24 protein-coding genes and 1 pseudogene are annotated in these 21,730 nt (G+C 72.2%); 11 read left to right on the top strand and 14 right to left on the bottom strand.

The window, feature by feature from the left end; genetic code table 11:
• Positions 1-46: 46 nt before the first annotated feature.
• A complete protein-coding gene (locus OG500_RS03205; protein ID WP_327064825.1) occupies positions 47-655 on the top strand; it encodes a TetR/AcrR family transcriptional regulator in 609 nt (202 codons plus the stop codon).
• A gap of 27 nt (positions 656-682) precedes the next feature.
• Here OG500_RS03205 and OG500_RS03200 read toward each other — a convergent pair whose 3' ends face one another.
• From OG500_RS03200 to OG500_RS03160, 9 genes are all read right to left on the bottom strand, one after another.
• Positions 683-2,215 (bottom strand): alpha/beta hydrolase, encoded by a 1,533-nt coding sequence (locus OG500_RS03200; RefSeq protein WP_327064824.1) that lies wholly within the window; start codon positions 2,213-2,215, stop codon positions 683-685.
• 220 nt (positions 2,216-2,435) lie between these two features.
• Positions 2,436-3,080: an SRPBCC family protein gene (locus OG500_RS03195; protein ID WP_329576283.1), complete on the bottom strand. Its 645-nt coding sequence runs from the start codon at positions 3,078-3,080 to the stop codon at positions 2,436-2,438.
• 167 nt (positions 3,081-3,247) lie between these two features.
• Positions 3,248-3,505, bottom strand: coding sequence for a ribosomal protein L7/L12 (locus OG500_RS03190; RefSeq protein ID WP_327064822.1), 258 nt, complete (start codon positions 3,503-3,505; stop codon positions 3,248-3,250).
• Entirely contained in the window at positions 3,502-4,203 is a 702-nt protein-coding gene (locus OG500_RS03185; protein WP_329576279.1) for a hypothetical protein, read from the bottom strand. Before OG500_RS03185 ends, OG500_RS03190 begins: the two co-directional genes overlap by 4 nt.
• 121 nt (positions 4,204-4,324) lie before the next feature.
• Complete coding sequence (locus OG500_RS03180; protein ID WP_329576276.1) at positions 4,325-5,044, bottom strand: class I SAM-dependent methyltransferase; 720 nt, start codon at positions 5,042-5,044, stop codon at positions 4,325-4,327.
• 94 nt (positions 5,045-5,138) lie between these two features.
• Positions 5,139-5,462: a hypothetical protein gene (locus OG500_RS03175; RefSeq protein WP_327064819.1), complete on the bottom strand. Its 324-nt coding sequence runs from the start codon at positions 5,460-5,462 to the stop codon at positions 5,139-5,141.
• A 197-nt stretch (positions 5,463-5,659) separates the two neighbouring features.
• Positions 5,660-6,274 (bottom strand): hypothetical protein, encoded by a 615-nt coding sequence (locus OG500_RS03170; RefSeq protein ID WP_327064818.1) that lies wholly within the window; start codon positions 6,272-6,274, stop codon positions 5,660-5,662.
• Positions 6,275-6,313: 39 nt separating this feature from the next.
• Positions 6,314-6,745, bottom strand: coding sequence for an SRPBCC family protein (locus OG500_RS03165; RefSeq protein WP_327064817.1), 432 nt, complete (start codon positions 6,743-6,745; stop codon positions 6,314-6,316).
• A gap of 151 nt (positions 6,746-6,896) precedes the next feature.
• Positions 6,897-7,124, bottom strand: a complete 228-nt coding sequence (locus OG500_RS03160) for a DUF6458 family protein (protein ID WP_327064816.1) — start codon at positions 7,122-7,124, stop codon at positions 6,897-6,899.
• Positions 7,125-7,304: 180 nt separating this feature from the next.
• Here OG500_RS03160 and OG500_RS03155 point away from each other — a divergent pair, with 180 nt between their 5' ends.
• Positions 7,305-7,475, top strand: a complete 171-nt coding sequence (locus OG500_RS03155) for a hydrophobic protein (RefSeq protein WP_327064815.1) — start codon at positions 7,305-7,307, stop codon at positions 7,473-7,475.
• Between the two features lie 96 nt (positions 7,476-7,571).
• Complete coding sequence (locus tag OG500_RS03150; RefSeq protein WP_327064814.1) at positions 7,572-7,937, top strand: PRC-barrel domain containing protein; 366 nt, start codon at positions 7,572-7,574, stop codon at positions 7,935-7,937.
• 110 nt (positions 7,938-8,047) lie between these two features.
• Here the strand turns inward: OG500_RS03150 and OG500_RS03145 are convergent, their stop codons facing one another.
• Positions 8,048-8,686 (bottom strand): TetR/AcrR family transcriptional regulator, encoded by a 639-nt coding sequence (locus tag OG500_RS03145; protein ID WP_329576271.1) that lies wholly within the window; start codon positions 8,684-8,686, stop codon positions 8,048-8,050.
• A gap of 84 nt (positions 8,687-8,770) precedes the next feature.
• Between OG500_RS03145 and OG500_RS03140 the strand changes: the two genes are divergently transcribed.
• Positions 8,771-9,658: an alpha/beta fold hydrolase gene (locus OG500_RS03140; RefSeq protein WP_329576268.1), complete on the top strand. Its 888-nt coding sequence runs from the start codon at positions 8,771-8,773 to the stop codon at positions 9,656-9,658.
• Between the two features lie 46 nt (positions 9,659-9,704).
• Here the strand turns inward: OG500_RS03140 and OG500_RS03135 are convergent, their stop codons facing one another.
• The 3 genes from OG500_RS03135 to OG500_RS03125 all read right to left on the bottom strand — a co-directional run bounded on the left by OG500_RS03135 (position 9,705) and on the right by OG500_RS03125 (position 11,556).
• Complete coding sequence (locus OG500_RS03135) at positions 9,705-10,124, bottom strand: nuclear transport factor 2 family protein (protein ID WP_329576265.1); 420 nt, start codon at positions 10,122-10,124, stop codon at positions 9,705-9,707.
• A gap of 152 nt (positions 10,125-10,276) precedes the next feature.
• Positions 10,277-10,774, bottom strand: coding sequence for a MarR family winged helix-turn-helix transcriptional regulator (locus OG500_RS03130; RefSeq protein ID WP_327064810.1), 498 nt, complete (start codon positions 10,772-10,774; stop codon positions 10,277-10,279).
• An 80-nt stretch (positions 10,775-10,854) separates the two neighbouring features.
• A complete protein-coding gene (locus tag OG500_RS03125; RefSeq protein WP_329576261.1) occupies positions 10,855-11,556 on the bottom strand; it encodes a TetR/AcrR family transcriptional regulator in 702 nt (233 codons plus the stop codon).
• A gap of 90 nt (positions 11,557-11,646) precedes the next feature.
• On the opposite strand from OG500_RS03125, the gene OG500_RS03120 reads away from it, so the two are divergent.
• From OG500_RS03120 to OG500_RS03090, 7 genes and pseudogenes are all read left to right on the top strand, one after another.
• Positions 11,647-12,816 carry an FAD-dependent oxidoreductase gene (locus tag OG500_RS03120; RefSeq protein WP_329576258.1) on the top strand — a complete coding sequence of 390 codons (1,170 nt, stop codon included), beginning with the start codon at positions 11,647-11,649 and terminating at the stop codon, positions 12,814-12,816.
• Positions 12,817-12,912: 96 nt separating this feature from the next.
• A complete protein-coding gene (locus OG500_RS03115; protein ID WP_327064807.1) occupies positions 12,913-13,620 on the top strand; it encodes an SDR family NAD(P)-dependent oxidoreductase in 708 nt (235 codons plus the stop codon).
• 141 nt (positions 13,621-13,761) lie between these two features.
• The gene (locus OG500_RS03110; protein WP_327064806.1) at positions 13,762-14,094 is read left to right on the top strand and encodes a trypco2 family protein; all 333 of its coding nucleotides are present in this window, start codon (positions 13,762-13,764) and stop codon (positions 14,092-14,094) included.
• Between the two features lie 47 nt (positions 14,095-14,141).
• The gene (locus tag OG500_RS03105) at positions 14,142-19,346 is read left to right on the top strand and encodes a tetratricopeptide repeat protein (protein WP_329576254.1); all 5,205 of its coding nucleotides are present in this window, start codon (positions 14,142-14,144) and stop codon (positions 19,344-19,346) included.
• Between the two features lie 222 nt (positions 19,347-19,568).
• Positions 19,569-19,664: pseudogene (locus OG500_RS38045) on the top strand (MOSC domain-containing protein); the annotation flags it as partial.
• 170 nt (positions 19,665-19,834) lie between these two features.
• Complete coding sequence (locus OG500_RS03095) at positions 19,835-20,296, top strand: cupin domain-containing protein (protein ID WP_329576251.1); 462 nt, start codon at positions 19,835-19,837, stop codon at positions 20,294-20,296.
• A 128-nt stretch (positions 20,297-20,424) separates the two neighbouring features.
• Positions 20,425-21,246, top strand: a complete 822-nt coding sequence (locus tag OG500_RS03090) for an alpha/beta fold hydrolase (RefSeq protein WP_327064803.1) — start codon at positions 20,425-20,427, stop codon at positions 21,244-21,246.
• A 182-nt stretch (positions 21,247-21,428) separates the two neighbouring features.
• Here the strand turns inward: OG500_RS03090 and OG500_RS03085 are convergent, their stop codons facing one another.
• A complete protein-coding gene (locus OG500_RS03085) occupies positions 21,429-21,614 on the bottom strand; it encodes a hypothetical protein (protein WP_329576247.1) in 186 nt (61 codons plus the stop codon).
• Between the last annotated feature and the right edge of the window lie 116 nt (positions 21,615-21,730).

Raw genomic sequence — 21,730 nt, 5'->3', positions numbered from 1 at the left:
TGGGGCCAGGGCGGTACAACGCCCCACCGGACCGATGAGGGACCGCATGGCGAGCACGGACAGAGTCAGCAGGCAGAGCCGAGTGGCCACACTGCCGCCCCGCGAGCGGATCCTCGACGCGGCGGAGGAGCTCTTCTCGCGCGAGGGGATCAAGGCGGTGGGCGTCCAGGCGATCGCCAGCCGGGCCGCGACCACCAAGATGGCGCTGTACCGCCACTTCGCGACCAAGGACGCGCTGGTCGAGGAGTGGCTCCGCATCGTCGCGGCCGACTACACCGCCGCGTTCGACCAGTTGGCCGCCGCACACCCCGACGAGCCCCGGGCGCAGATCCTGGGGATGGCCCGGTTCATCGCCGACGGACTTCCCGAGATCTCCCACCGGGGGTGTCCGTTCATCAACTCCATCGCGGAACTGCCCGATCGCACCCACCCGGCGCGTCGGCTGATCGAAGCCCACAAGGCCGGCCAGCTGCGCCGGCTCACCGACCTGTGCACCCGGGCCGGGCTGCCCGATCCGGACGGGGCCGCCGCGGAGCTCACCTTCGTCCTCGAAGGAGCCCAGGTGAGCGCCCAGAACGGAAGCGTCGAGCACGCGGGCGCGCGGCTCATGAGCATCGTCGCGGCCGTCCTGGACCGCCACCCGGCCGCCCTCTGAAGGATCGCGCCGCGGAGTGACGGTGTGTCAGCCGGCTGCGGCGCCGCCGACCGCGGTCGGGGACGGGGTCGGGACGGGCAGCGGGTCCGCCGGGCAGCTGGTGTCCTGGGCCGGGGCCGTGCCGGTCAGCAGGTAGCGGTCGACGATGCCGTCCACGCACGCGTTGTGGTTCTGGTACTGGACGTGGTCGCCGCCGCCGGTCACCGTGACCAGCCGGGAGCCCCGCAACTGCTGGTGGGCCCGCACCGCGCCCTCGTAGGAGGTGGCCGGATCGTGCACCGAGTTCAGCATCAGGACGGTCGGCAGCCCGGCTCCGGTGACCTCGATGTGCGGCGCCGGCGCGACGGGCCAGTCGGCGCAGACCGAGGCGAAGGCCAACTCCCGGGCACCCATCAGCGGATAGGCGGCGGCGTCCTTCGCGCTGCGCCGCACCCAGGAGCTCTGGCTACGGGTCCACGGGGTGTCGTTGCAGGTGATGGCGAAGAACTCGGCGGTGAATCCCGGGCTGAGGTAGGAGAGGAAGACCTGGGAGACCGCCTGCCGCTCGGCCGGGGTGGCGTCGGCCCAGTGCTCCAGGCCCGCCAGCGCGGTCGCGAGCGGCTCGAAGCCCTGGCCGGCGTTGTACATCGCCAGGATCGCACCGTTGTCGAGCTGGTTGGGCGCGACCACCGCCGACCCGACGGTCACCGGCTGCTCCGCCAGCGACCGGCGCAGCCGCTCCCAGCCGGCCTTCGCCTCGTCGGCGGTCGCGCCCAAGTGGTAGACCGAGTCGTAGCGGGCGACCCAGGGCAGGAAGTCCTGCTCGAACCGGCGCTGGAAACTCATCGGCTCCCAGGCCAGATCCGTCTGCCAGCTGCCGGTGAACTCGATGTTGCTGTCGAGCACGACCCGCTCGACCCGCTGCGGGAACTCGGTCGCGTAGTAGGCCCCGATCATGGTGGCGTAGGACGGGCCGTAGTAGGAGATCTTCGGCGCACCGAGCAAGGCCCGGAACAGGTCCATGTCGTGGACCGTCTGATCCGTGGTCAGATAGGGCAGCAGGTCGCCGGAGCGCTGGAGACACCCGGCCGCCAACTGCCGGGATCGGTCCAGCACCCCGTGGATCGCCGCCGGGCTGCGGTCGCGGAAGTCGCCCGCGAAGAAGTCCTGGAACTCGGCGTCGCTCTGGCACCGCGCCGGTGTGCTCTGCCCCACCCCGCGCTGGTCGAAGCCGACCACGTCGTACGCCGCCGCCACCGCGGTGGAGTAGCGGACGAACTGCGCGGGCCTGGTCAGCCCGCTGCCGCCCGGTCCGCCCGCCGCCATCATCAGCACCCCGCGCCGCTGCGCCGGATCGGCCGCCTGATGGCGCGACACCTCCACCGTGATGTCCCGGCCGCCGTCCGGATGGTGCCAGTCCATCGGCACGGTCATCGCCGCGCACTCCAGCGAGGGCGCCTGCGCACACGGCTGCCACGCCAACTGCTGCTCGGCGTAGCGCGCGGGCACCGGCACCGCGGCCGACGCGGGGCCGACGGCCGGTCCCACGGCGGTGAGGGCGAGCGCCACCGCGCCCGTCACCCCCCATCCGACCGACCGTAACGTCCTTCGCTCGAACATGTTTCCTCCCGGACCGACCGTGCGACAGCACTGGTGGAAGCGGCCGAACCGCCGACTCCGCGAGGATCCTCGCACGCTACGACGAGCACGAACCATACCGGCAGGCCCCCGTCTCCGGGGTGTAGTCAGCACCACCACGACGCTGCTGCCGCGCGCGGCTCCGGTGGTGTGACGATCGGGCTCAGGCGCGGCCGGAGCGGGCCTCGGCGGCGGTCTTGAGGTCGGACAGCCAGGCGTCGAGCCCCGGATAGAGGTACTGGGCGGCGGTGGCCGGGTCGGCGTCGATCTGGCGGCCGGTCCAGCTCTCCTCGGTGCGCACGAGGACCCCGCCCCTGACCCTGGTGAAGTTCCAGACGTGGACGCCGCGATCGATGCTCAGCCCGGTCCCGATCGCGGGCCCGCTCCAGCGGATGCAGCGGCCGGGCTCGATCTGCTGCACGGTGGAGGTGATGACCAGCGTGGTGGCGGGGGTGGAGGCCGTGGCGGGCGCCGGCGTGGTCCACCGGAACTGCGAGCCGCTCCGCAGCGGGCCCGGGTCCAGCCGCTTCATGCTGGTGACGGCCGACTGCCACGCGGGCCACCGGGTCACGTCGGTGTGCAGCCGCCAGACGGTGCTCGGCGGCGCCTTGATGAAGGCCTCGGTCTGGTAGTGGAGTTGGGCGGCGGGGTCGATGCCCTGGCCCAGGCAGCTCAGCGGCGCCGGCGCGGCGGCGTGGGCCGGTGCTGGGGCGGCGCCCAGGAGCCCCGCGAGGGCCAGCGGGATCGCGAGCAGGGCGGAGCGCAGGCGGGCAGGCTTGGGCGAGGCGGGCGGGGTGGTGCTGACCACGGTTCTCTCCTCGTTCGGTGACCATCCGGTATGCCGCGAGTTAGCGCTTCTCGTGACAGATAGAGGGTATAACCGAGCGAGCCTGACGGGCAATAGGAAACGTGAGAGGGTGTAACTAGCGGCTGTGGCCACCCCGGTGGCCACGCCCACGGCGCGCCGAAACGCGCTCAGCTCCGCCGCTCCACGGCAACCGAGGCCCCGGCAGCACGCAGGGTCTCGGCATGCCGTCGGGCAACAGCCCCCTCGATTCCTTCGAGGAGCACGGCCGGCGGCGCCGCGGTCACGGCCTGCTTCGCGTACCACAGCCCGATGCTCATCATGGTGCTGAACACCTTCACGACCTCCAACGGGCTGGGGCCGATGTCATGGAGCACCAGGTCGTATTCGGGGACGTCGTCGCAGACGATCGTGACGTACTCGGTCACCGCTGCTCGTCCTGGATGCCTTCGTACCATAGGCCGCGGATGGGGCCGCGCTTGGTGACCGCCGGGACTCCTGGCGGCAGGGCGGCGGTGCCCAGGTCGCCGCGGATGTGCTGGTAGAGGGTCGGGGCGGGCAGTCCGATGGTCTGGATCCAACCCTGGCCGTGGACGTGACCGGCCGCGATCAGCGCCTCCGCCTGTCCCGGTGGCGCGAGGTCCTCGTTGTAGACCTGGCTGATCGTCTGATTGGTGTCCGCGAACGCGAACCGCGCGGCGTACGCCCATCGGTCGTCGTTCAGCCAGACGTACAGCACGACCGGCTTGCGCAGCACCGCCCGGAACCACTCGGCGGACTGCTGCGCCAGCTCCTCGACCGTTCCGGTCGCCTCCAGATGCCAGCTCGACGGGGAGTCGGTCAGGGTGAGGAGCTGATTGTGCAACCGGTCGCCCCGGACCCGGTCACCGTAGAAGTGGACGCCGATGTCGATCAGGTGCCGAGTCCTGTCGGAGTCGAGGAGAGTGAGGTGGGCGACCAGTGAGTCCCAACTGTCCGAACGGCAGACCAGACCCGACACGTCCGTGCCGGCCCACGGTGCGGTCCGGTCGGACAGCGCATCCACGAACGCGAGCTCAGTGGCGGTGAATTCGAAGAAGTCGTCTTCGTCCGGATCGTCGATCGCGAACCACGGGTGCTCTGGCATGGGTCAAGAGGCTAGGTCCGGAGGCCTTGACGGGCCACCGGATTTCACGCAGCTTCATGAGGCGGTCGCAGGTAGACCTTCTTGTTCATGCCGAACCTGGTCCGCGGCTGTTGCCGACCGCTCAGGCCGGGGCAGGGGGAGTGGAGGCCCGGCCCAGGACCGTCCCCACGAAGTCGTCCTCCGGGCCCGGCAGCACCTCGACCTCCACGTTCGTGAAGCCGTGCCGCACCAGGACGCGCCGCCAGTCCTCGCAGCTGAGCATCCACCGCACCACCGCGAGCCGGTGACCCCGGTAGCCGTTCCCGTACAGGATCTGCGGGCCGAAGCACGGCGCCAGCGGCTCGACGCAGGAGAACGCGAACACACCGCCCGGGTTGAGCCGGGGACGCACCAGTGGGAGCAGGACCTCGGGGTCGATGAACCACGCCGCGCCCCAGTTCGAGAGCACCGCGTCGAAGCGCTCCTCGGTCCGTGCCAGGTAGTCGGGCACATCGTCCTCCACCAGCGTGAGGTTCGGCTCCTCGGCCCACCACTGCCGCGCCCGCTCCATCTGCACCGCGGAGAAGTCGACCGCGGTCACCCGGACACCGGTTCGGGCGAGTGCCACCGAGGCGACACAGGTCGCGCTGCCCAGTTCCAGGGCTGTCCTGGGTGCGCCCAGGAACTCGGCGCCGGGGCCGTGGAACGGGTACTGGGTCCAGTGGACGCGGTCCGCCGCGGGCGCACCGCCGTCACCGGCGCCCGGCCAGAACGTGTCCCAGTACTCTGCCCGGGTCCGGTGCCCGGGCGGTCCGGCGGTCACGGTGCTGCTCTTCGCTCGAACGCCGCCTGCGTCAGCCATCCCCGAGCCCTCTTCCCTCGCGCCGGACGCCTCCGCTCAAGCCTGCCGCCATCGGCCGCGCCGTGTCACCGGTCCTGCACGGAGTGATGGCGCGTCACTGCGGCGTATACGGTGCTGGCGCGCCGTCAGCCTCGGGTGCCGCGCGCCCTGCCTCTCGCTCCGCAGGCAGTTGGTCGACCAGGGCGGCGTAGCCCTGCAGGGCCAGTCGCAGCGACTCGGTGTCGACGCCGGGGCGCTCGACCAGGGCCCGTAGGCGTCGGCGCCGGTCCTCCAGCGTGTGGTTCAGCGCGGTGATGGCGCGGCCGGACAGCTCGTCGGCCCGCCGGACCGCGGCGCGCGGGTCGTCGACGAAGCCGGCTCGCAGCGCGGTCCACTCGGCCGCGAGCACCTCGGCCGGCGGTTGGCCGGGCGAGGTCACGGGCGCAGGCTCGGGTGCTGGTGCTGGTGCTGGTGCTGGTGCTGGTGCGGACGCCGGAGCTGGTGCGTTCGTGGGTGCCTTCGTGGACGGGGCGGGCGGGATGTCCGTCATGACTGCTCCTCCTGGTTCTCGTCTGCGACGCTGTTCGTCCGGGGCCGGCGCCCGGGGCGGCGTCCGGGGGCTGACCCGCGGTCCGCTCAGGCCCTGCGCGCCCGGCCGCCGGTGGTCACCGGCCCGCGGGTGCTCCAGGGGCGGCCGGGGCGGCCCCGCACGGTCGTCTCCCGCGGACCGCGGGCCGGCTCGTGCAGGACCACCGCCAGACCCAGCCCGCGCAGCCCGAGCAGCGCGCCGCGCAGTTCCTCGGTGGTGACCTGACGGGCCCGGGTGCGCTCCACCGTGGCGAGTGCGGAACGGTAGGCGGCCAGCTGCCGGGCGAAGTCCACGGAGAGGGCTTCCTCCCGCTGCTCGCGCGGGTAGCCGGCCCGGTCGACCAGGTCGGTCACCAGCTGGTGCATCTCCTCGACCGCGCGCGGCGGATCCGCCACGAAGAGCACCTGGAGGCCGCGGAACTCGTCCAGCGCCAGTTCCCGCTCGGCCGGGCCGGGCGCGGTGATCGGCAGCCGGCGGTGCCGGGCCAGCCGCTGCTCCAACTCGTCCTCCGTCCGGCTCACGGCGCCGCCGTTGCGGGCGAGTTCACGGTCGTACTCGGAGCCGAAGCGGGTTCGCAGCCGGCTGGTTCGCATCCGCGGAATGGCCAGGGCCACGCCCGCCGTGATGAGCAGAACGGCCATGCAGAGCAGTGCCGCGTACATGGATCTCACGCTCCCTTGCCTTGATCGGGTTCGCGGTGATCAGGCCGCCCGGTCGTGGTGTTCCTCGACGTGTTTCTTGAAGTCGTGCAGGTCGTCGATCACCCGCCGGTCGACGAAGCCGAGCGCTTCGGCGACGCGTTCACGTACGCCGTGCGCCTCGATGTCCAGTTGCAGCATCAGCCGGGTGGTCGACTGGTCGATCCGATGGAACGTCACCACCCCGGTCTCCCGGGACGAGCCGGCCTCCGAGCTCCAGGCCACGCGACGGTCCGTCTCGACCTCGGTGGTGTGCGCCTCGAACTCCCGCCGACCGCCGGCGGTGTCGACCACCCAGGTGCTGGCTCCCGGGCCGGCGCGGTGGGCGCTCACCACGCCGCGCATGAAGCGCGGGAACTCCTCGAACCTGTTCCACTGCGCGTACACCTCGGGCAGCGGCGCGTTGACCTCGACGGACTCCTCGATCCGAGTCATTTCTCCTCCTCCACGAGTCTGCGGCCGCCGGTCCTGACAACCGCCCTGTCGCTCGCCTGCCCCGCCCCCGGCGCCGTATGCACCCGGGCATCCGGGCGTTCAGCCCTCCGGGCGTCCGGTCGGGTTGCGGGCTGCAGGCCCGGGCCCCGGCTCAGGGCTCGTCGTAGTAGCGCCGCTCCTCGACCACCTCGTCCGCTCCCGCGCGCCCCACGAAGCGCCTGCGCCGGTACACGCTTCCGTAGACGACCAGGCCGAGCAGTCCGGCGGCCATCAGGACCCAGCCCACCACGGGCACGTCCACCCCGGACATGTGCCAGTCGACCCCGAACGCCAGCACGGCACCCAGCGCGAACAGCAGAATGCAGCCTCCGATACCCATTGCTCTCTCACTCCTCGTCGGTAGGGACCAGACTGCGGATGCCCGCGATCCGCCGTCCGACACCCGCGTCCGTCACGCGCCCGGCGGGTGAGCTGACGGCACGTCATGCGCAGGCTGCCAGGAATGCCCGACCGAAACCCGGGCAGGCGATGGTCGTCACCAACTCGGAGGTGTTTCACCATGGTTCCTCTTCTGCTCGTGCTGCTTCTGACGCTTCTCCTGTTCGGCATCGGGTTCGCCGTGAAGATCCTCTGGTGGGTCGCCATCGTGCTGCTGGTGGTGTGGCTGCTGGGCTTCGTCGCCCGCGGGACCGGTGCATCGGGCAGTCGGGGCCGCTGGTACCGCTGGTGATCCGTCCCGCCGGCAGCCGGGCCGGACGCCGTAGGACGGAAGGCCGGTCCGGCGAACCGGACCAGGCACCGCCTCATGACATGAGAGGGAGACCCCATGAGCGCCATCGACATCTGGGCCTACCGCACCACCGCCGGGTACGCTCCCGGCGCGGATCTGACCGGCTACCACGTCGAGGCCACGGACGGTCACATCGGCAGGATCGACAAGCACTCCGGGGCGGTTGGTGCCGCCTTCCTGGTGGTGGACACCGGCCCGTGGATCTTCGGCAATCGCGTCCTGCTCCCCGCCGGCACCGTCCTGCGGGTCGACGAAGAGGACAAGAAGGTCTATGTGGACCGCAGCAAGCACGAGATCAAGGCCGGCCCCGAGTTCGACCCGGGCGCTCATGACGTGGACACCGGCTACCGCGAGAAGTACGGCGACTACTACGCCCGGTTCTACGGTGGTCCGATCGTCTGACCACCGGCCGCACATGACGGTGGCGGGCCCACCACCCTCGCGGTGGTGGCCCGCCACCGTCATGTGCGCTCCGAGGGCAACCGCCGGTGGCCGGGTGGACCGGCGTTCCGTCAGCCGGCTGCTCCGCGGTGACCGGCGGAGGTCCTCGCGCCGGGGAACAGCCGGCCGAGGTGGTACTGCAGGACGGCAACGGCGTCGTTCGCCGTGCGCTGCCCGAGCAGGACGCTGAGGCCGAGGCCGGCGGAGGCGGCCAGCAGGACCACGGCCTCCTGGCGCGCGTCCAGGCGAGGGTCGGTGTCACCGGCCCGCTGGGCGGCGGTGAGTTGGCCGATCAGGAAGTCCTCCATCTCGTCTGGCGCCGCGAGGAACGACTGGCCCGCGAGGGCGGGGTCGGTGACGGAGAGCACCGCGTACGCCGTGTAGACGAGGTGGAAGGTCCGGCCTTCCGCGTCGGTCGGTACGGCTTCGAGCAGGACCGCTTCGACGATGTCGCGCGGGGCCGTCGATGATCCGGCCGCCCGGACCCGGTCGCGGACCCGCTCGCCCATGCGCACGGCCAGGCGGGTGAGCGCGGCGAGGAGCAGCTGCTCCTTGGTGTCGAAGTAGTACTGCACGAGCCGCACCGAGACGCCCGCCTCGGTCGCGACGGACCGCAGGGTGACGGCGTGCAGTCCGCTCTCTGCCGCGGTGCGGAGCAGCGCGTCGATGATGTGGGCTCGGCGCTCCTCGTGGTCGACCAGCTTCGGCATCGGATTCTCCGGGATTCCCCTCGAATATTTTTATGGTACAAACATACCATCAAAAGTTGGCTGTTCGGTGCCAGGGGAGGGGCCATGACCAGGACGAGCGTCGGACGCTTCGTCAGCGAGGAAGCGCGGACCAAGTACCTTGCGGCATATGACCGCGCGATGGACCTGTGGCCGGACCCTCGTCGGGAGCTCGATGTCGAGACCGCCTACGGCACGGTCCGCGTCCACCACTACGGGTCGCGGACCGGCGAGCCGATCGTGCTGCTGCACGGCCACGCCGGTCACGCGTCCAACTGGTACCCCCAGATCGCCGCTCTGGGGGAGCACCATCCCGTCTATGCGATCGACACCTTGGACGACCCCGGCCGCAGTGTCCAGCGGGTGGTCGCCGTCGGATCCGAGGAGAACGCCGCCTGGCTGGGCGAGGTCTTCGCGGCTCTCGGTCTGGAGCGGATCCACCTGGCCGGCCTCTCCTACGGCGGCTGGCTGGCCCTCAACCAGGCCATCCACGCGCCCGAGCGCCTCGCGTCGGTCGCGGCGCTCGACCCGGGCGGCATCGAAAAGGTGCCCGCCCGGTTCTACGCGCACATGATCGGCGGTCTCCTCGGCCTGCTCGCCCCGAGGCCGCTGCGTGCGAGGCTGGGACGGCTGCTCGCCAACCCCGCACTCAGCTCGCCGCCCGAGATGATCGCGCCCCTGATGCTGGGGATGCGCTCCTACAAGCCGAACACCCGCCCGGCGGCCAGGCCCTTCACCGACGAGGAGCTGAGCTCCATCAAGCTGCCCGCCCTCGTCCTGCTCGGCAGCCGCAGCGCCCTGGTCCGCCCGCGCCAGGTGCTGGAGCGGGTCAGCGCGCTGATCCCGGGAGTCCGGGCCGAGATCGTGCAACGGGCCGGCCACGGACTCAACCTGGAGCAGCCGGACCTGGTCAACGCCCACCTGCTGCGGTTCCTCGCCGCCCACGGGCAGTAGCCGCAGCTCGGCCCGCAGGCGTGGCTCAGTCCGCCGGCGGCGCCGCTCAGGCCAGGCCGAGCTGGGCGGCGATGACGGAGCCCTCCGCGTAGCAGTCGAAGCGCTTGATCTTGCCGTCGACCAGCTCGAACACGTCGCAGCACGGGGCGTCCATGCGCTTGCCGGTGGGCGGGACGGTGCCCGAGGGCAGTTCGAGCGGGCCGAGGTGGGTGCCCTGCAGGCGCAGCTGGACGACGACCACGTTGTCGACCACGTAGAACCGGCCGAGCTCGCGGTGCATGTCGGGGAACGCCTTCGCGTAGACCTCGACGGTCTTGCCCAGCTCCGCCGCGCCCTGGTAGGTGAACGGGATGGACTCGTCGGTGAAGGTCCCGTCCTCGGTGAAGGCCGCGACCCAGCCGGCGACGTCCTTGTCCTCGGCGGCCTGGTAGGCGTGGCGGATGATCTTCTCGTTGTCCAGTGACATCTCGGTCCTCCTGGTCCCGGCCGCGCAGTGGCGGCGAGGTGGCGCCGATGGCCCCGAAGGGGCGGCGCCCTTCTGGTATTCACTTTAACCTTCAAGTCATGGCTGCGCGCAAGAGCCAGGAAGGACTGGATGAATCGAGCCGCTCGCGGCGGTCAGCGCGCGGGGGAGTCGATGCGCTGCAGGATGCGCTCGGCGTCCTGGCCGAGGCGGCGCAGGCGTTCGCCGGACAGGTTGTCCACCACGAGGCGGCGGACGTGGGCGACGTGACCGGGCGCGGCCGACTCCAGCTTGCCCAGCCCGGCGGGCAGCAGGATGGCGTTGGTGAACCGGCCGTCCGCCGGGTCCGGTTCGCGGCGGACGTAGCCGCGGCCCTCCAGGCGCTTGACCAGGTGCGACAGCCGGGACAGCGAGGTGCTGGTGTGCTCGGCCAGCGTGCTCATCCGCAGGGTCAGCTCGGGGGCGTCGGAGAGCATCGCCAGCGTCATGTACTCGACCATGCTCAGCTCGGCGTCGCGCTGCAGCTGGGCATCGATGGCCCAGGGCAGGCGGGTGATCAGGCGCACCACCGACATCCAGGAGTCCAGTTCGGCCGGGCTGAGCCACGGCTCGGCGGGCTCGTCCGCCTGCGGCGCCTGGTCGGAGGTGGTCATTTCGAGAGCGTATCAGCCCCCTGTCGCGGGTGGCACGGGCTGCTCGGCGCCGCCGCCGTCCCCCGCCCGCACTTGAAGGCTCAGGTGATCCGAAGGGTGATACCGGTGAGGATGAGGGTGATCCCGGCGAGGAACTGCTCGCGGTCGTCGTGCTCGCGCAGCTCGTCCGCGACGGCCCGGGTGAACGGGTACTCCTCGGGGTCGAGCTTCTTCCACGCCTCGGATGCGGCGTCGAGGAACGCGCTGCGGTCCGCGCTGGGCCCGAGAACGCGGCCGTTCGCGGCGTTCTGGCCGGCGGCGCCGAGGATGTAGTGCATCAGGGCGGAGGTCGCCGTGAACCGGCTGCCCGCGGGCACGCCCAGCGCACTGACCTGGCGGCCGATGCTCTCGAAGATCCGCGGCGCCACCGACTGCGCGGGGCTGCGGGAGAACTGGGTGGCCAACTGGGTGGCGAGCCAAGGGTGTTCGTCGATCGCGTCGAAGAGGCCGAGTGCGACGGCGTGGATCTTCTCCTGCGGCGACTGCGTGGGCCCAGTGGGCCCGGTGGGCGCCGTGGCCAGTGCCACGGTGACGACGGCGTCGGTCGCGGCGTCGAGCAGCTCGCCCTTGTTCGCCACGTGCCAGTAGATCGCCCCGGGGCCGGTGGCGAGGCGCTCGGTCAGCGCGCGGAAGGTCAGCCCGCCCTCGCCGGCCGCGTCGAGCAGCTCGACCGCGGCGCCGACGATGCGCTCGCGGGTGAGCGGGTTCTCTCGTCGCTCCGGGCGACGCGTTCTGGTGGCCACCAGGACATCCTGGCACAGCTCTGGAACATTGTTCCAGCTTGACATCTCTGGAACGCCGCTCCAGGCTGATTGTGGAACAGCATTCCAAAGATGGGAGCCCCCATGACCCCGCAGGTCACCACCCCGCAGGTCACGACCCCGCACGTCACGATCATCGGCGCCGGCCTCGGCGGGCTGACCCTCGCCCGCGTCCTGCACGTCCACGGCATCACGGCCACCGTCTACGAAGCGGAGGCCTCGCCGACCGCCCGCACGCAGGGCGGAATGCTCGACATCCACGAGGACAACGGCCAGGCGGCGCTCCGGGCGGCGGACCTGACGGACGAGTTCCGCGCCCTGGTCCTGGAAGGCCGTGAGGCGACACGGGTCCTCGACCCGGACGGCACCGTGCTGCTCGACGAACCCGACGACGGCACCCGGGGGCGCCCCGAGGTGCAGCGCGGCGAGCTGCGACGGATCCTGCTCGACTCGCTGCCCGTCGGCACCGTCCGCTGGGGCCACAAGGTCAGCGGTGTCCGGGCCCTGGACGGCGGCCGCCACGAGGTGGCCTTCGCCGACGGCAGCACCGTCGTCACCAGCCTGCTGGTCGGTGCGGACGGCGCGTGGTCGCGGGTCCGGCCGCTGCTCTCCGACGCCACCCCCGCGTACGTCGGCACCTGCTTCGTCGAGACCTACCTGTTCGACGGCGACACCCGGCACCCGGCCAGCGCGAAGGCCGTCGGCGGCGGGGCGCTGTTCGCACTCGCGCCGGAGAAGGGGATCCAGGCCCACCGGGAGAGCGGCGGGACCCTCCACACCTACGTCACCCTCAACAAGCCGCAGGAGTGGTTCGCCTGCATCGACTTCACCGACCCCGCCGTTGCCACCGCGCGGATCGCGGCGGAGTTCGACGGCTGGGCGCCGGAGCTCACGGCGCTGATCACCGCGGGTGAGACCGCGCCGGTCCTGCGGCCCATCCACTCGCTGCCGCTCGACCACCGGTGGGACCGCGTGCCCGGGGTGACCCTGCTCGGCGACGCCGCCCACCTGATGCCCCCCTCCGGCGAAGGCGCCAACCTCGCGATGTACGACGGCGCCGAGCTCGGCAACGCGATCGCCGCGCATCCCGACGACGCCGAGGCCGCACTGCGCGCGTACGAGCAGGCCCTGTTCCCCCGCAGCGCCGCCGCCGCGGCCGACGCCGTCGACGTCTTCGGGCTCGTCTGCGGCGACGGCACCGCACCCCGCGGCCTGATCGCCCTGCTCACCGGAGCCGCGTAGCCGGCCCCTCGTGACGTCGCGGTCCGTCCTGGTACTGCCGTTCCCAGGAAAACGCGACCACTGGCCGATGCCCTCCGCTCGGCCAACCCTGGAGGCATGACGAACACACTCATCACCGGCGCCAACAAGGGTCTCGGCCACGAGACCGCCCGCCGGCTGATCGCCGCCGGGCACGCCGTCCACCTCGGGGCCCGTGACCCCGAGCGCGGCCGGCGGGCCGCCGAGGAGCTCGGCGCGCACTTCGTGCAGATCGACATCACCGACGACGCCTCCGTCGCCGCCGCGGTCACGACGATCGCGGCGGCGGGCGGCCTGGACGTGCTGGTGAACAACGCCGGCATCGAGCCGCGCCACCCCGACGGCGCCTTCCTCGACCCCGCCGAGGTCACCGCCGACCTGGTGCGGACCGTGTTCGAGACGAACGTCTTCGGCATGGTCCGGGTGCTGCACGCCTTCCTGCCGCTGCTGCGCCGCTCGGCGAACCCGGTCGTGGTCAACGTCAGCAGCGGCCTGTCCGCCACCGCGGCGCTGGCCGACCCGGCGGCGCCGGAGCACTTCTACCCGGACCTCGCCTACCCGGCCTCCAAGGCCGCGGTGAACATGCTCACCGTCCAGTACGCGAAGGCGTACGGCGACGTGCGGATCAACGCCGTCGACCCGGGCTTCACCGCCACCGACCTGAACCACCACGCCGGAACCCAGACCGTGGAGCAGGGCGCCGAGGCCATCGTGCGGATGGCGCGGATCGGCGCCGACGGCCCCACCGCCACGTTCAGCAACGCCGCCGGTCCGCTGCCCTGGTGACCCGGCCTGCGGGCGGCAGGCACTCCCGCGCGGTGGCGCTCCTGCACGGGGGTCGGCCAACTGCTGGGTCGGATGGGGTCGTTGAGAGGGGTAGAGTGCCAGCGGTCGCACCCGCGACGCCGGCACTGGAGGGGGAGGACGTTGTCCGACGAGCATGGTGCGGATGAGCAGTGGTTGGACCTGGCGGACGCCGTCTCGCTGCTGCGGCAGCAGATCGCCGAGGCCCAGCGCCGGGTCGCGGATCCGACGGGTGGCGGTGACCAGGGGGTGCTCTTCACGCTGGGGGAGATCACCGTCGAGCTCGGACTGGAGCTGACCCGCAGTACGGGGGTCGACGGCGGGCTGCGGTGGAGCGTGATCAGCCTCGGGGGGAAGAAGGAGCGCGGGTCGACGGACACCCACAAGCTGACGGTGAAGCTGGCCCCGCACGGGCCCGGGGGCGCTTATGCGGTGGACATCAGCGATGAGGAGTAGCACGTCAGGGCGGTTGCCGAAGTAGCCGGGGGAGTGGGGGAGGTCTGGTGGAGCTGGATCGCCGGGTGCTGATCCGGGTGACGCGACTGGTGGACGGGGTGAAGAGGACCGGATTCGGGTCCGGGTACCTGGTCGCGCCGTGTCTGGTGCTGACGGCCGCTCACGTCCTGGACAACCGGGATCCGGCGGCCGAGGATCCGGTGCGGGTGAGCTGGCCCGACGTCGATGGACGGGAGTACTCCGCGGCCGTGCGCTGGCACCGCAGGGACGACACCATGGACGCCGCGCTGATCGAAGTCCGGGACGGTCAGGACTGGGCTGTCCCGTGGTCGCTCGGGGGTCTGGACACCAAGCCGCCCCAGCGGTACGGCCGGCTCATCGGCGCCCGCCCCCACCCGGTCGGCTCGACCGGCTTCCCCAGCATGCAGAAGGATCCTGACGGCGACCGGCGCCTGGGCGAGCAGCTGACCGGCCGCATCGCCCCGGGAACCGGCGCCCTGGCCGGCCACTACGAGATCACCAGCACCGACCCCACCCCCGGCACCGGCGGGAGCCTGTGGGCGGGCATGTCCGGTGCCGCCGTCCTCGCCGACGCCGGCTCGGGCGACGACCTGCTCTGCGGCGTCGTCCACGGCGACCGCCGCGCCGGGACCGGCGCGCGCCTGACCGCCACCACCGCCGCCGCTCTCCTCACCGACGAGGACTTCTGCACCGTCATCACCGAGGTCACGGGCTGGCGGCCCCTCCTCGAACCCGTCGAGCCGGCCCCGCTGCTCGCCCCCGCCGCCGTCGACCGCGACCTCGGCTCTCCCGCCGCGCTGCTGCGCGCGGGCGCCGAAGCCGTCGCCTTCCACGGCCGCGAGACCGAACTCGCCGAGCTGCAGGCCTGGTGCGAGAACGGGCGCGACACCTTCTCGCTACGGGTCGTCACCGGGCCTGGCGGACAGGGCAAGTCCCGCCTCGCCCGCGAGCTCACCCGCACCATCGGGGAGCTCACCCCGCCTCCTGGCGACCCCACCTGGGTCACCGGACACCTGCGCTCGGACCTCACCGGCGGTCCTGGTCCGGACGGGCAGCCGCCCGACTTCACCACCCTGGACACCTCCCACCACCTGCTCCTGGTCGTCGACTACGCCGAGACCCGCCCTCAGCTGCTTCATCGGCTCGTCACCCAGCTGCACCGCTCCCGCCACCGGGTGCGGCTGCTGCTGCTCGCGCGTGCTGACGGCGACTGGCGCGAGGGCTCCGTTCAGGCGGACGCCGCCGTGCGGGACCTCCTCGGACAGGCCCCCGTCATCCCGCTCAACCCGCTCATCCCCACGGACCGGCGGAACGCCTTCCGCCGCGCCGCCGACGACCTCGCCCGCCTGCTGCCGCGGATCCGCGCCTTGCCCGCGCACGACTGGTTGTCCCTGGCCTACACGCTCCGCCCTCCGGCCGATGTGCACGAGGACGGCTACGGCAACGTCCTCACCCTGCAACTGGCCGCCCTGGTCGAGTTGCTGCAGCACGGACCTCGGCCCGTCGAGGTGGCTGCCGGCACCGAGCCGGAGGAGGTCCTGCGCAGACACGAGCGAGCGTTCTGGGTGCGCAGCGCAGGTTCGCCTGATCACCAGCTCGGCCTCAGGCCCAAGGTCCTGGGTGGCGCCGTCGCCATCGCCGTGCTGTGCGGGGCCGGCAGCCCGGACGAAGCGCTTCAGGTGATCGCCACGCTGCCCGGTCTGTCCGCCGACAAGAGGGAATCGGCTGCGGACTGGCTTGCCTCCCTGTACCCCGCCGATGGAGCGAACCGCTACTGGGGATCCCTCCAACCCGACCGAATCGCCGAGTACCACGCGTCCGAGGCTCTCAGGGAGGGCGCCGTCGCGCTGCCCGCCCTCCTCGCAGCGGGTTCTGCCACCCAGCAGTCCCAGGCCGTCACTGTCCTGGTGCGCGCCGCCATCGCCCATTACAACGCCGCCCGCACCGACAAGAGCGACCGCGTCCTGAAGACCCTCGATGCGGCCCTGGACAGCACCCCACTCGACCACCAGGCCCTGCTGACCGCCACCGACGCGCTCCCGTACCCCTCCCGCGTCACCGCACCCTTCGCCCTCAAACTCACCACCGCCCTCACCCAGGAGCTGCGGGAGCGCGCGGCCGTCGACCCCGCTGCCCACGAGCCCAGCCTCGCCGCGGCGCTGTCCAACCTCGGCAACCGGTGGGGAGAGGTGGGGCGGCGCAAGGAGGGCCTGGCCGCGGAGCAGGAAGCGGTGGCGATCCGGCGCAGGCTGGCGGCCGGCGACCCCGCTGCTTACGAACCCGCTCTCGCCCGTTCCTTGTCGAACCTCGGGGTCCAGCTGGCGGAGCTGGGGCGGAGCAAGGAGGCCTTGGACGCCGCTGTACGAGCGGTGGAGATCTACCGGAGGCTGGCGGACGGCAACGCTGCCGCCCACGAGCCCGAGCTTGCCCACTCGCTGTCGAACCTCGGCGTCCGGTTGTCGGATGCGGGGCGGCGCACGGAGGGCCTGAGCGTCACCGAGCAGGCGGTGGAGATCCGGCGCAGGCTGGTGGCCGATGACCGTGCTGCGTACGAACCCGCTCTCGCCGATTCGTTGTCGAACCTCGGTGCCCGGTTGTCGGAGGTGGGCCGGTACACGGAGGCTCTGGAGGCCGAGGAGGAGGCGGTGGAGATCCACCGGCGACTGGCGATCGGCAATCCCGCTGTCCATGAGCCCGACCTCGCGGCCTCGCTCTCGAACCTCGGTGCCTGGTTGTCGCAGGCGGGGAAGCGCGCGGAGGCACTGACCGCCACCGAGCAGGCGCTGGAGATCCACCGGAGGCTGGCCGGCGACAATCCCGCCGCCTACGAGCGTGACCTGGCCCGCTCGTTGTCGAACCGCGGCGTCCGGTTGGCGGAGGCGGGCAGGCGCGGGGAGGCGTTGGAGGACACCGAGCAGGCGGTGGCGATCTACCGGGGTCTGGCGGCCGGGATCCCCGCCGCCTACCAATCCGACCTGGCCCGCTCGTTGTCGAACCTCGGAGCCTGGTTGTGGGAGGTGGGCAAGCGCAGTGAAGCCTTGGCGGCCACCAGGCAGGCGGTGGGGATCTACCGGGGTCTGGCAGCCGGGGCCCCTGCCGCCTACGAGCCTGCGCTGGCCCGCTCGCTGTCCAATCTCGGTGCGCAGCTCGCGAAGTCGGGGTGGCGTGGGAAGGGTCTGGCGGCCGAACGGAGGGCGGTGGCGATCTACCAGGGCCTGGCGGCCGACAGCCGCGCAGCACACGAGCCCGACCTGGCGCGCTCACTGTCCAACCTCGGCGCTCACCTGGCGGATCTGGGGCAGCAGGCGGAGGCCCTGACCGTCACCGAGCGGGCGGTGGCGATTCGGCGCAGGCTGGCGGAGGGCAGTCCGGCCGTTCACGAGCCCGACCTTGCGACCGCGCTGTCCAATCTCGGCAATCATCTGTCGGCGGTGGGGCGGCACGGGGAGGCGTTGGAGGCCGAGCAGCAGGCGATGGCGATCCGGCGCAGGCTGGCGGAGGGCAGTCCGGCCGTTCACGAGCCGGATCTTGCGCACTCGCTGTCGAACCTCGGCAATCATCTGTCGGCGGTGGGGCAGCGTGGGGCCGCGTTGGAGGCCGAGCAGCAGGCGGTGGAGATCTGGCGCAGGCTGGCGGCCCACAACACTGCCGCCTACGAGCCCGATCTCGCCCGCTCGTTGTCGAACCTCGGTATCCGGCTGTCGGCAGCGGGGCTGCGCAAGGAGGCTCTGGAGGCCACCCAGGAGGCGGCGGGGAGGTACCGGCAGCTGGCAGCCGGCAATCGCGCCGCCCATGAGTCCGACCTGGCGCGCTCGCTGTCCAACCTCAGCGTGCACCTGGCGGACCTGGGGCCGAGCGCGGAGGCCCTGGGTGTCATCGAGCAGGCGGTGAAGATCTACCGCAGGCTGGCTGCCCGGCATCCCGAGGTCTACCAGCACGCCCTGGCGACCTCGCTGTCCAACCTGGGCACCCGGTTGGCGGAAGCGGGGCGCTCTGCGGAGGCCCTGACCGTCACCGAGCAGGCGGTGGACATCCAACGAGGGTTGGCGGCCGGCAACCCCGCCGTCCATGAGCCCGATCTCGCCACCGTGCTGACCAACCTCGGTGTCCGATTGTCGGAGGTGGGGCGACTCAGGGAGGCCTTGGCCGCCGATCAGCAAGCGGTCGAGCTCTGCCGGCCGCTGGCGGCCGACAGTCCCGCTGCCCACGAGCCCAATCTGGCCCGTGCGCTGGCGCACCTCGGCGTTCGGTTCTCGGCGGTGGGGCGGCATGCGGAAGCTCTGGAGACGGTGCAGCAAGCGGTGAGGGTCTACCGCCGGCTGGCGGCCGACGAGCCCGCCGCTTACGAGCCCGCTCTGGCGACCTCGCTGACGAATCTCGGTGTAGGTCTGGCGACCGTGCGACGGCATGCAGAGGCCCTGACCGCCACCGAGCAGGCGGTGCGGATCCAGCGCCGGCTGGCGGCCGACCATCCCGCCGCCCACGAGCCGCAGCTGGCCCGTTCACTTTCCAACCTCGCCCTCCGGTTGTCGGAGGCGGGGCGGCACGAGCAGGCGCTGACCGCCACCCAGCAGGTGGTGGAGCTGTACCGGCAGCTCGCAGCCGGCAACCCCGCAGCCCACGAACCCGGCCTGGCCCACTCGTTGGACAACCTCGGCGGGCACCTGGCTGCGGTGGGGCGACATGCGGAGGCCCTGGAGGCCGAGCAGCAGGCGGTGGAGCTGTACCGCCGGCTGGTCGAGGGCAGCCCCGCCCTCCACGAAGCAGGCCTCGCCTGCTCGCTGTACAACCTCGGCGTCCGGCTGGCACAGGCAAAACGGCGCCCGGAGGCGCTGACCGCCACCGAGCAGGCGGTGGAGATCCACCGGCGACTGGTGGACGGTAATCCCGCCGTCCACCGGCCCGGCCTGGCCCGCTCGTTGCACAACCTGGGCGTCCTGCTGGCGATGGACCGGCGCCCGGAGGCCCTGGAGACGGAGCGTCAGGCGGTGGAGGTCTACCAGCGGCTGGCGGACGACGACCCCGCCGGCTACGAGCCCGACCTCGCCCGCTGCCTCTACACCCTCGGCTCCTGGTGGTCGGTGGTGGGGCGCCGCGCGAAGGCCCTGCCCCTCGCCGAGCAGGCGGTGGCGGTCTACCGCAGGCTGGTCGTCGGTGACCCCGTCCGCCACGAGGCCGACCTCGAAGGCGCGTTGACCCTCCTGGCGAAGGTCGAGGCGATGGCGGAGTGATCCCGGGAGCCGACCCGCGAGGCCGTGGCGACCCGCTGTCGTCGCCGTATGCCCGAACCGATCGTGCCCAGCACGCGCCTGCACGCCGCCTGGCTGGAGACGCGTGACGACTGGGGTCCCGGCCGCCACGAGGACGGCTTCGGGCTGGGACCGTGCGACGACGTCGACTCGGCGGACGGGTTCGCGGCCTGGGTGGCGCAGTTGGCCGACGGGTCGAGGACTGTGGAGGGGGACGTACACGCAGGTGTGACGGTCAGGCACCGCTCGCGTGTCGCGCAGGACCCCACCCGACCGAACCTGCGCCAGGTCCACCTGCTCGGCCTGCCGGTCGGGGTCTGACGCACCAGGCCGGCGAGCCCCAGAGCGGCGAGCCCCCGGCGGAGGTGCGCGCCTGGGCTGAGAGCCGACGCCAATCATGAGAGTGCACTTGCATGAGATCGCTCTGTCGGACTAGTCTCATGAGAGTCAGCTCTCACGAAGGATCGGCCATGACAGCAAACGTGTCCGTCACGACTCCCACCGGCGGCGAGGTGATCGACCTCGGTCAGGCCCGGATCCGCATCCTGGAGGACGGCAGCACGACCGCGCACCGCCTCGGCGTCGCCGAGATCACCATCCCGCCGTACACCGCAGGCCCGCCCCAGCACCGCCACGCCCAGCACGACGAGGGCTTCTACGTGGTCTCCGGCACCGCCAGGTTCACCGTCAGCCACGAGCTGCACGAGGCGCCGGCCGGAACGCTGGTCATGGTCCCGCCGGGTGCCCCGCACACCTTCGCCAACCCGGGGGACCAGCCGCTGGTGATGATCAACACCTTCACGCCCGACCTCTACGTCCAGTACTTCCGGGACCTGGGCGACATGATCGCCGGCGGCGGAGCGATGACCCCGCCGGACATCGCCGAGGTGATGGGCCGCTACGCCACCACGCCGGTCACCGGCCCCGAGTGAGCGGCCCTGAGCGACCAGCCCCGAGTGACCGGCCCGCCGCGCATGCCGCGACCCCGGCACCGGCCCCGCCCGCGGCCGACCGCGAACCCAGCAACCCACCCCGCCCCAAGAGCAGGAAGCCGACGCACATGACTGTCTCCAGCCCCGTCAGCACCACCCGCACCATCGATCTGCGCCACGGTCCGAGCGTCACGATCCAGGAGTTCGGCGAGAGCACGGACGGCACCGGCGTGCTGATGCTGCACGGCGGCGCCGGACCGCGCTCGATGGCCGGCTTCGCCGCCGGCATGTCCCGGCACGCCTACGTCGTCGTCCCGACCCACCCCGGGTTCGACGGCACGCCCCGCCCCGACGGGACCGACTCCGTCGCCGACCTGGCCACCGCCTACCTCGACCTGCTCGACGAGCTCGGGCTGCACGGGGTGATGGTGGCCGGCAGCTCCGTCGGTGGCTGGATCGCCGCCGAGATGGGCCTGCGCGACACCCGCAACCGGATCGCCGGCCTGGTCCTGCTCGGCGCCACCGGCATCACCCCCGAGCCCCCGCTGGTCATCGCGAACCCGGCCGAGATCGGCCCGGTCCGCACCGGCGAACTCGCCTTCCACAACCCCGCCCTGCGCCCCGACCCCGCCGCCCTCAGCGACGAGCAGAAGGCCGTCTTCGCCGCCAACCAGCGCACCCTGGCGCGCTATGCCGGTGATCCGTTCTGCCACGACCCGAAGCTGCGCGGCCGCCTGCACCGCGTCACCGTCCCGGTGCTGGTGCTCGCCGGGGAGCAGGACGGCATCGTTCCGCTCGCGTACGAGCGCGCCCTGGCCGACTCCTTCCCCCGTGCCACCTTCCGGCCGATCGCCGAGGCCGGGCACTTCCCCCACCTCGAGCAGCCGGGCGCGGTCTTCGAGGCCATCGGCGAGTTCGTCGACAGCGAGGTCAAGCCCGAGGACAGCTGAGCAGCTCGGCGAACCCAGGGGCCCCGAGCCCCGCGCGCTGAACCCCGCGCCCCGCGCCCCGAAACCCCGAGCGCGGCGACCACACACGGCCCGGCTTGGCCCTCCCCTCGCGCGGCCAAGCCGGGCCGTGTGCGGTCGCCGCGGCCGAGACCGGGCGGGCCCGGTCTTTCCCTTCCTTCGCGTCAGCGGACGACGGTGAGCCCCACGCTCCGCTCCGCGCCCCGGGTGCCCCCGGTGCCGAGAGTGCCGAGGGTGTTCGTCCACGAGGTGTCGTCCTGCCGGCGCAGGCCGCTGGGCGACAGCCCCGTGCGGCGACGGCTGAGCGTGTCCGGGAGCGTCCTCGGGTTCGGTGCGACCATGCGTGCCATGCGTGCCAACTTCCTTGGTTCCGATCGGGGGCCCGGCGGACTCTCGATCCGCCGCCTCCGCGAGCCGGTCGCCTGCACCGTCGGCGTCGCGCTCTGTGCCGGTGGTCGGGGCGTCC

Origin of the sequence: Kitasatospora sp. NBC_01250 (genome assembly GCF_036226465.1) — a bacterium.
In the GTDB taxonomy this organism is placed as follows: Bacteria; Actinomycetota; Actinomycetes; order Streptomycetales; family Streptomycetaceae; genus Kitasatospora.
This window is presented reverse-complemented; position numbering and strand designations above follow the sequence as displayed.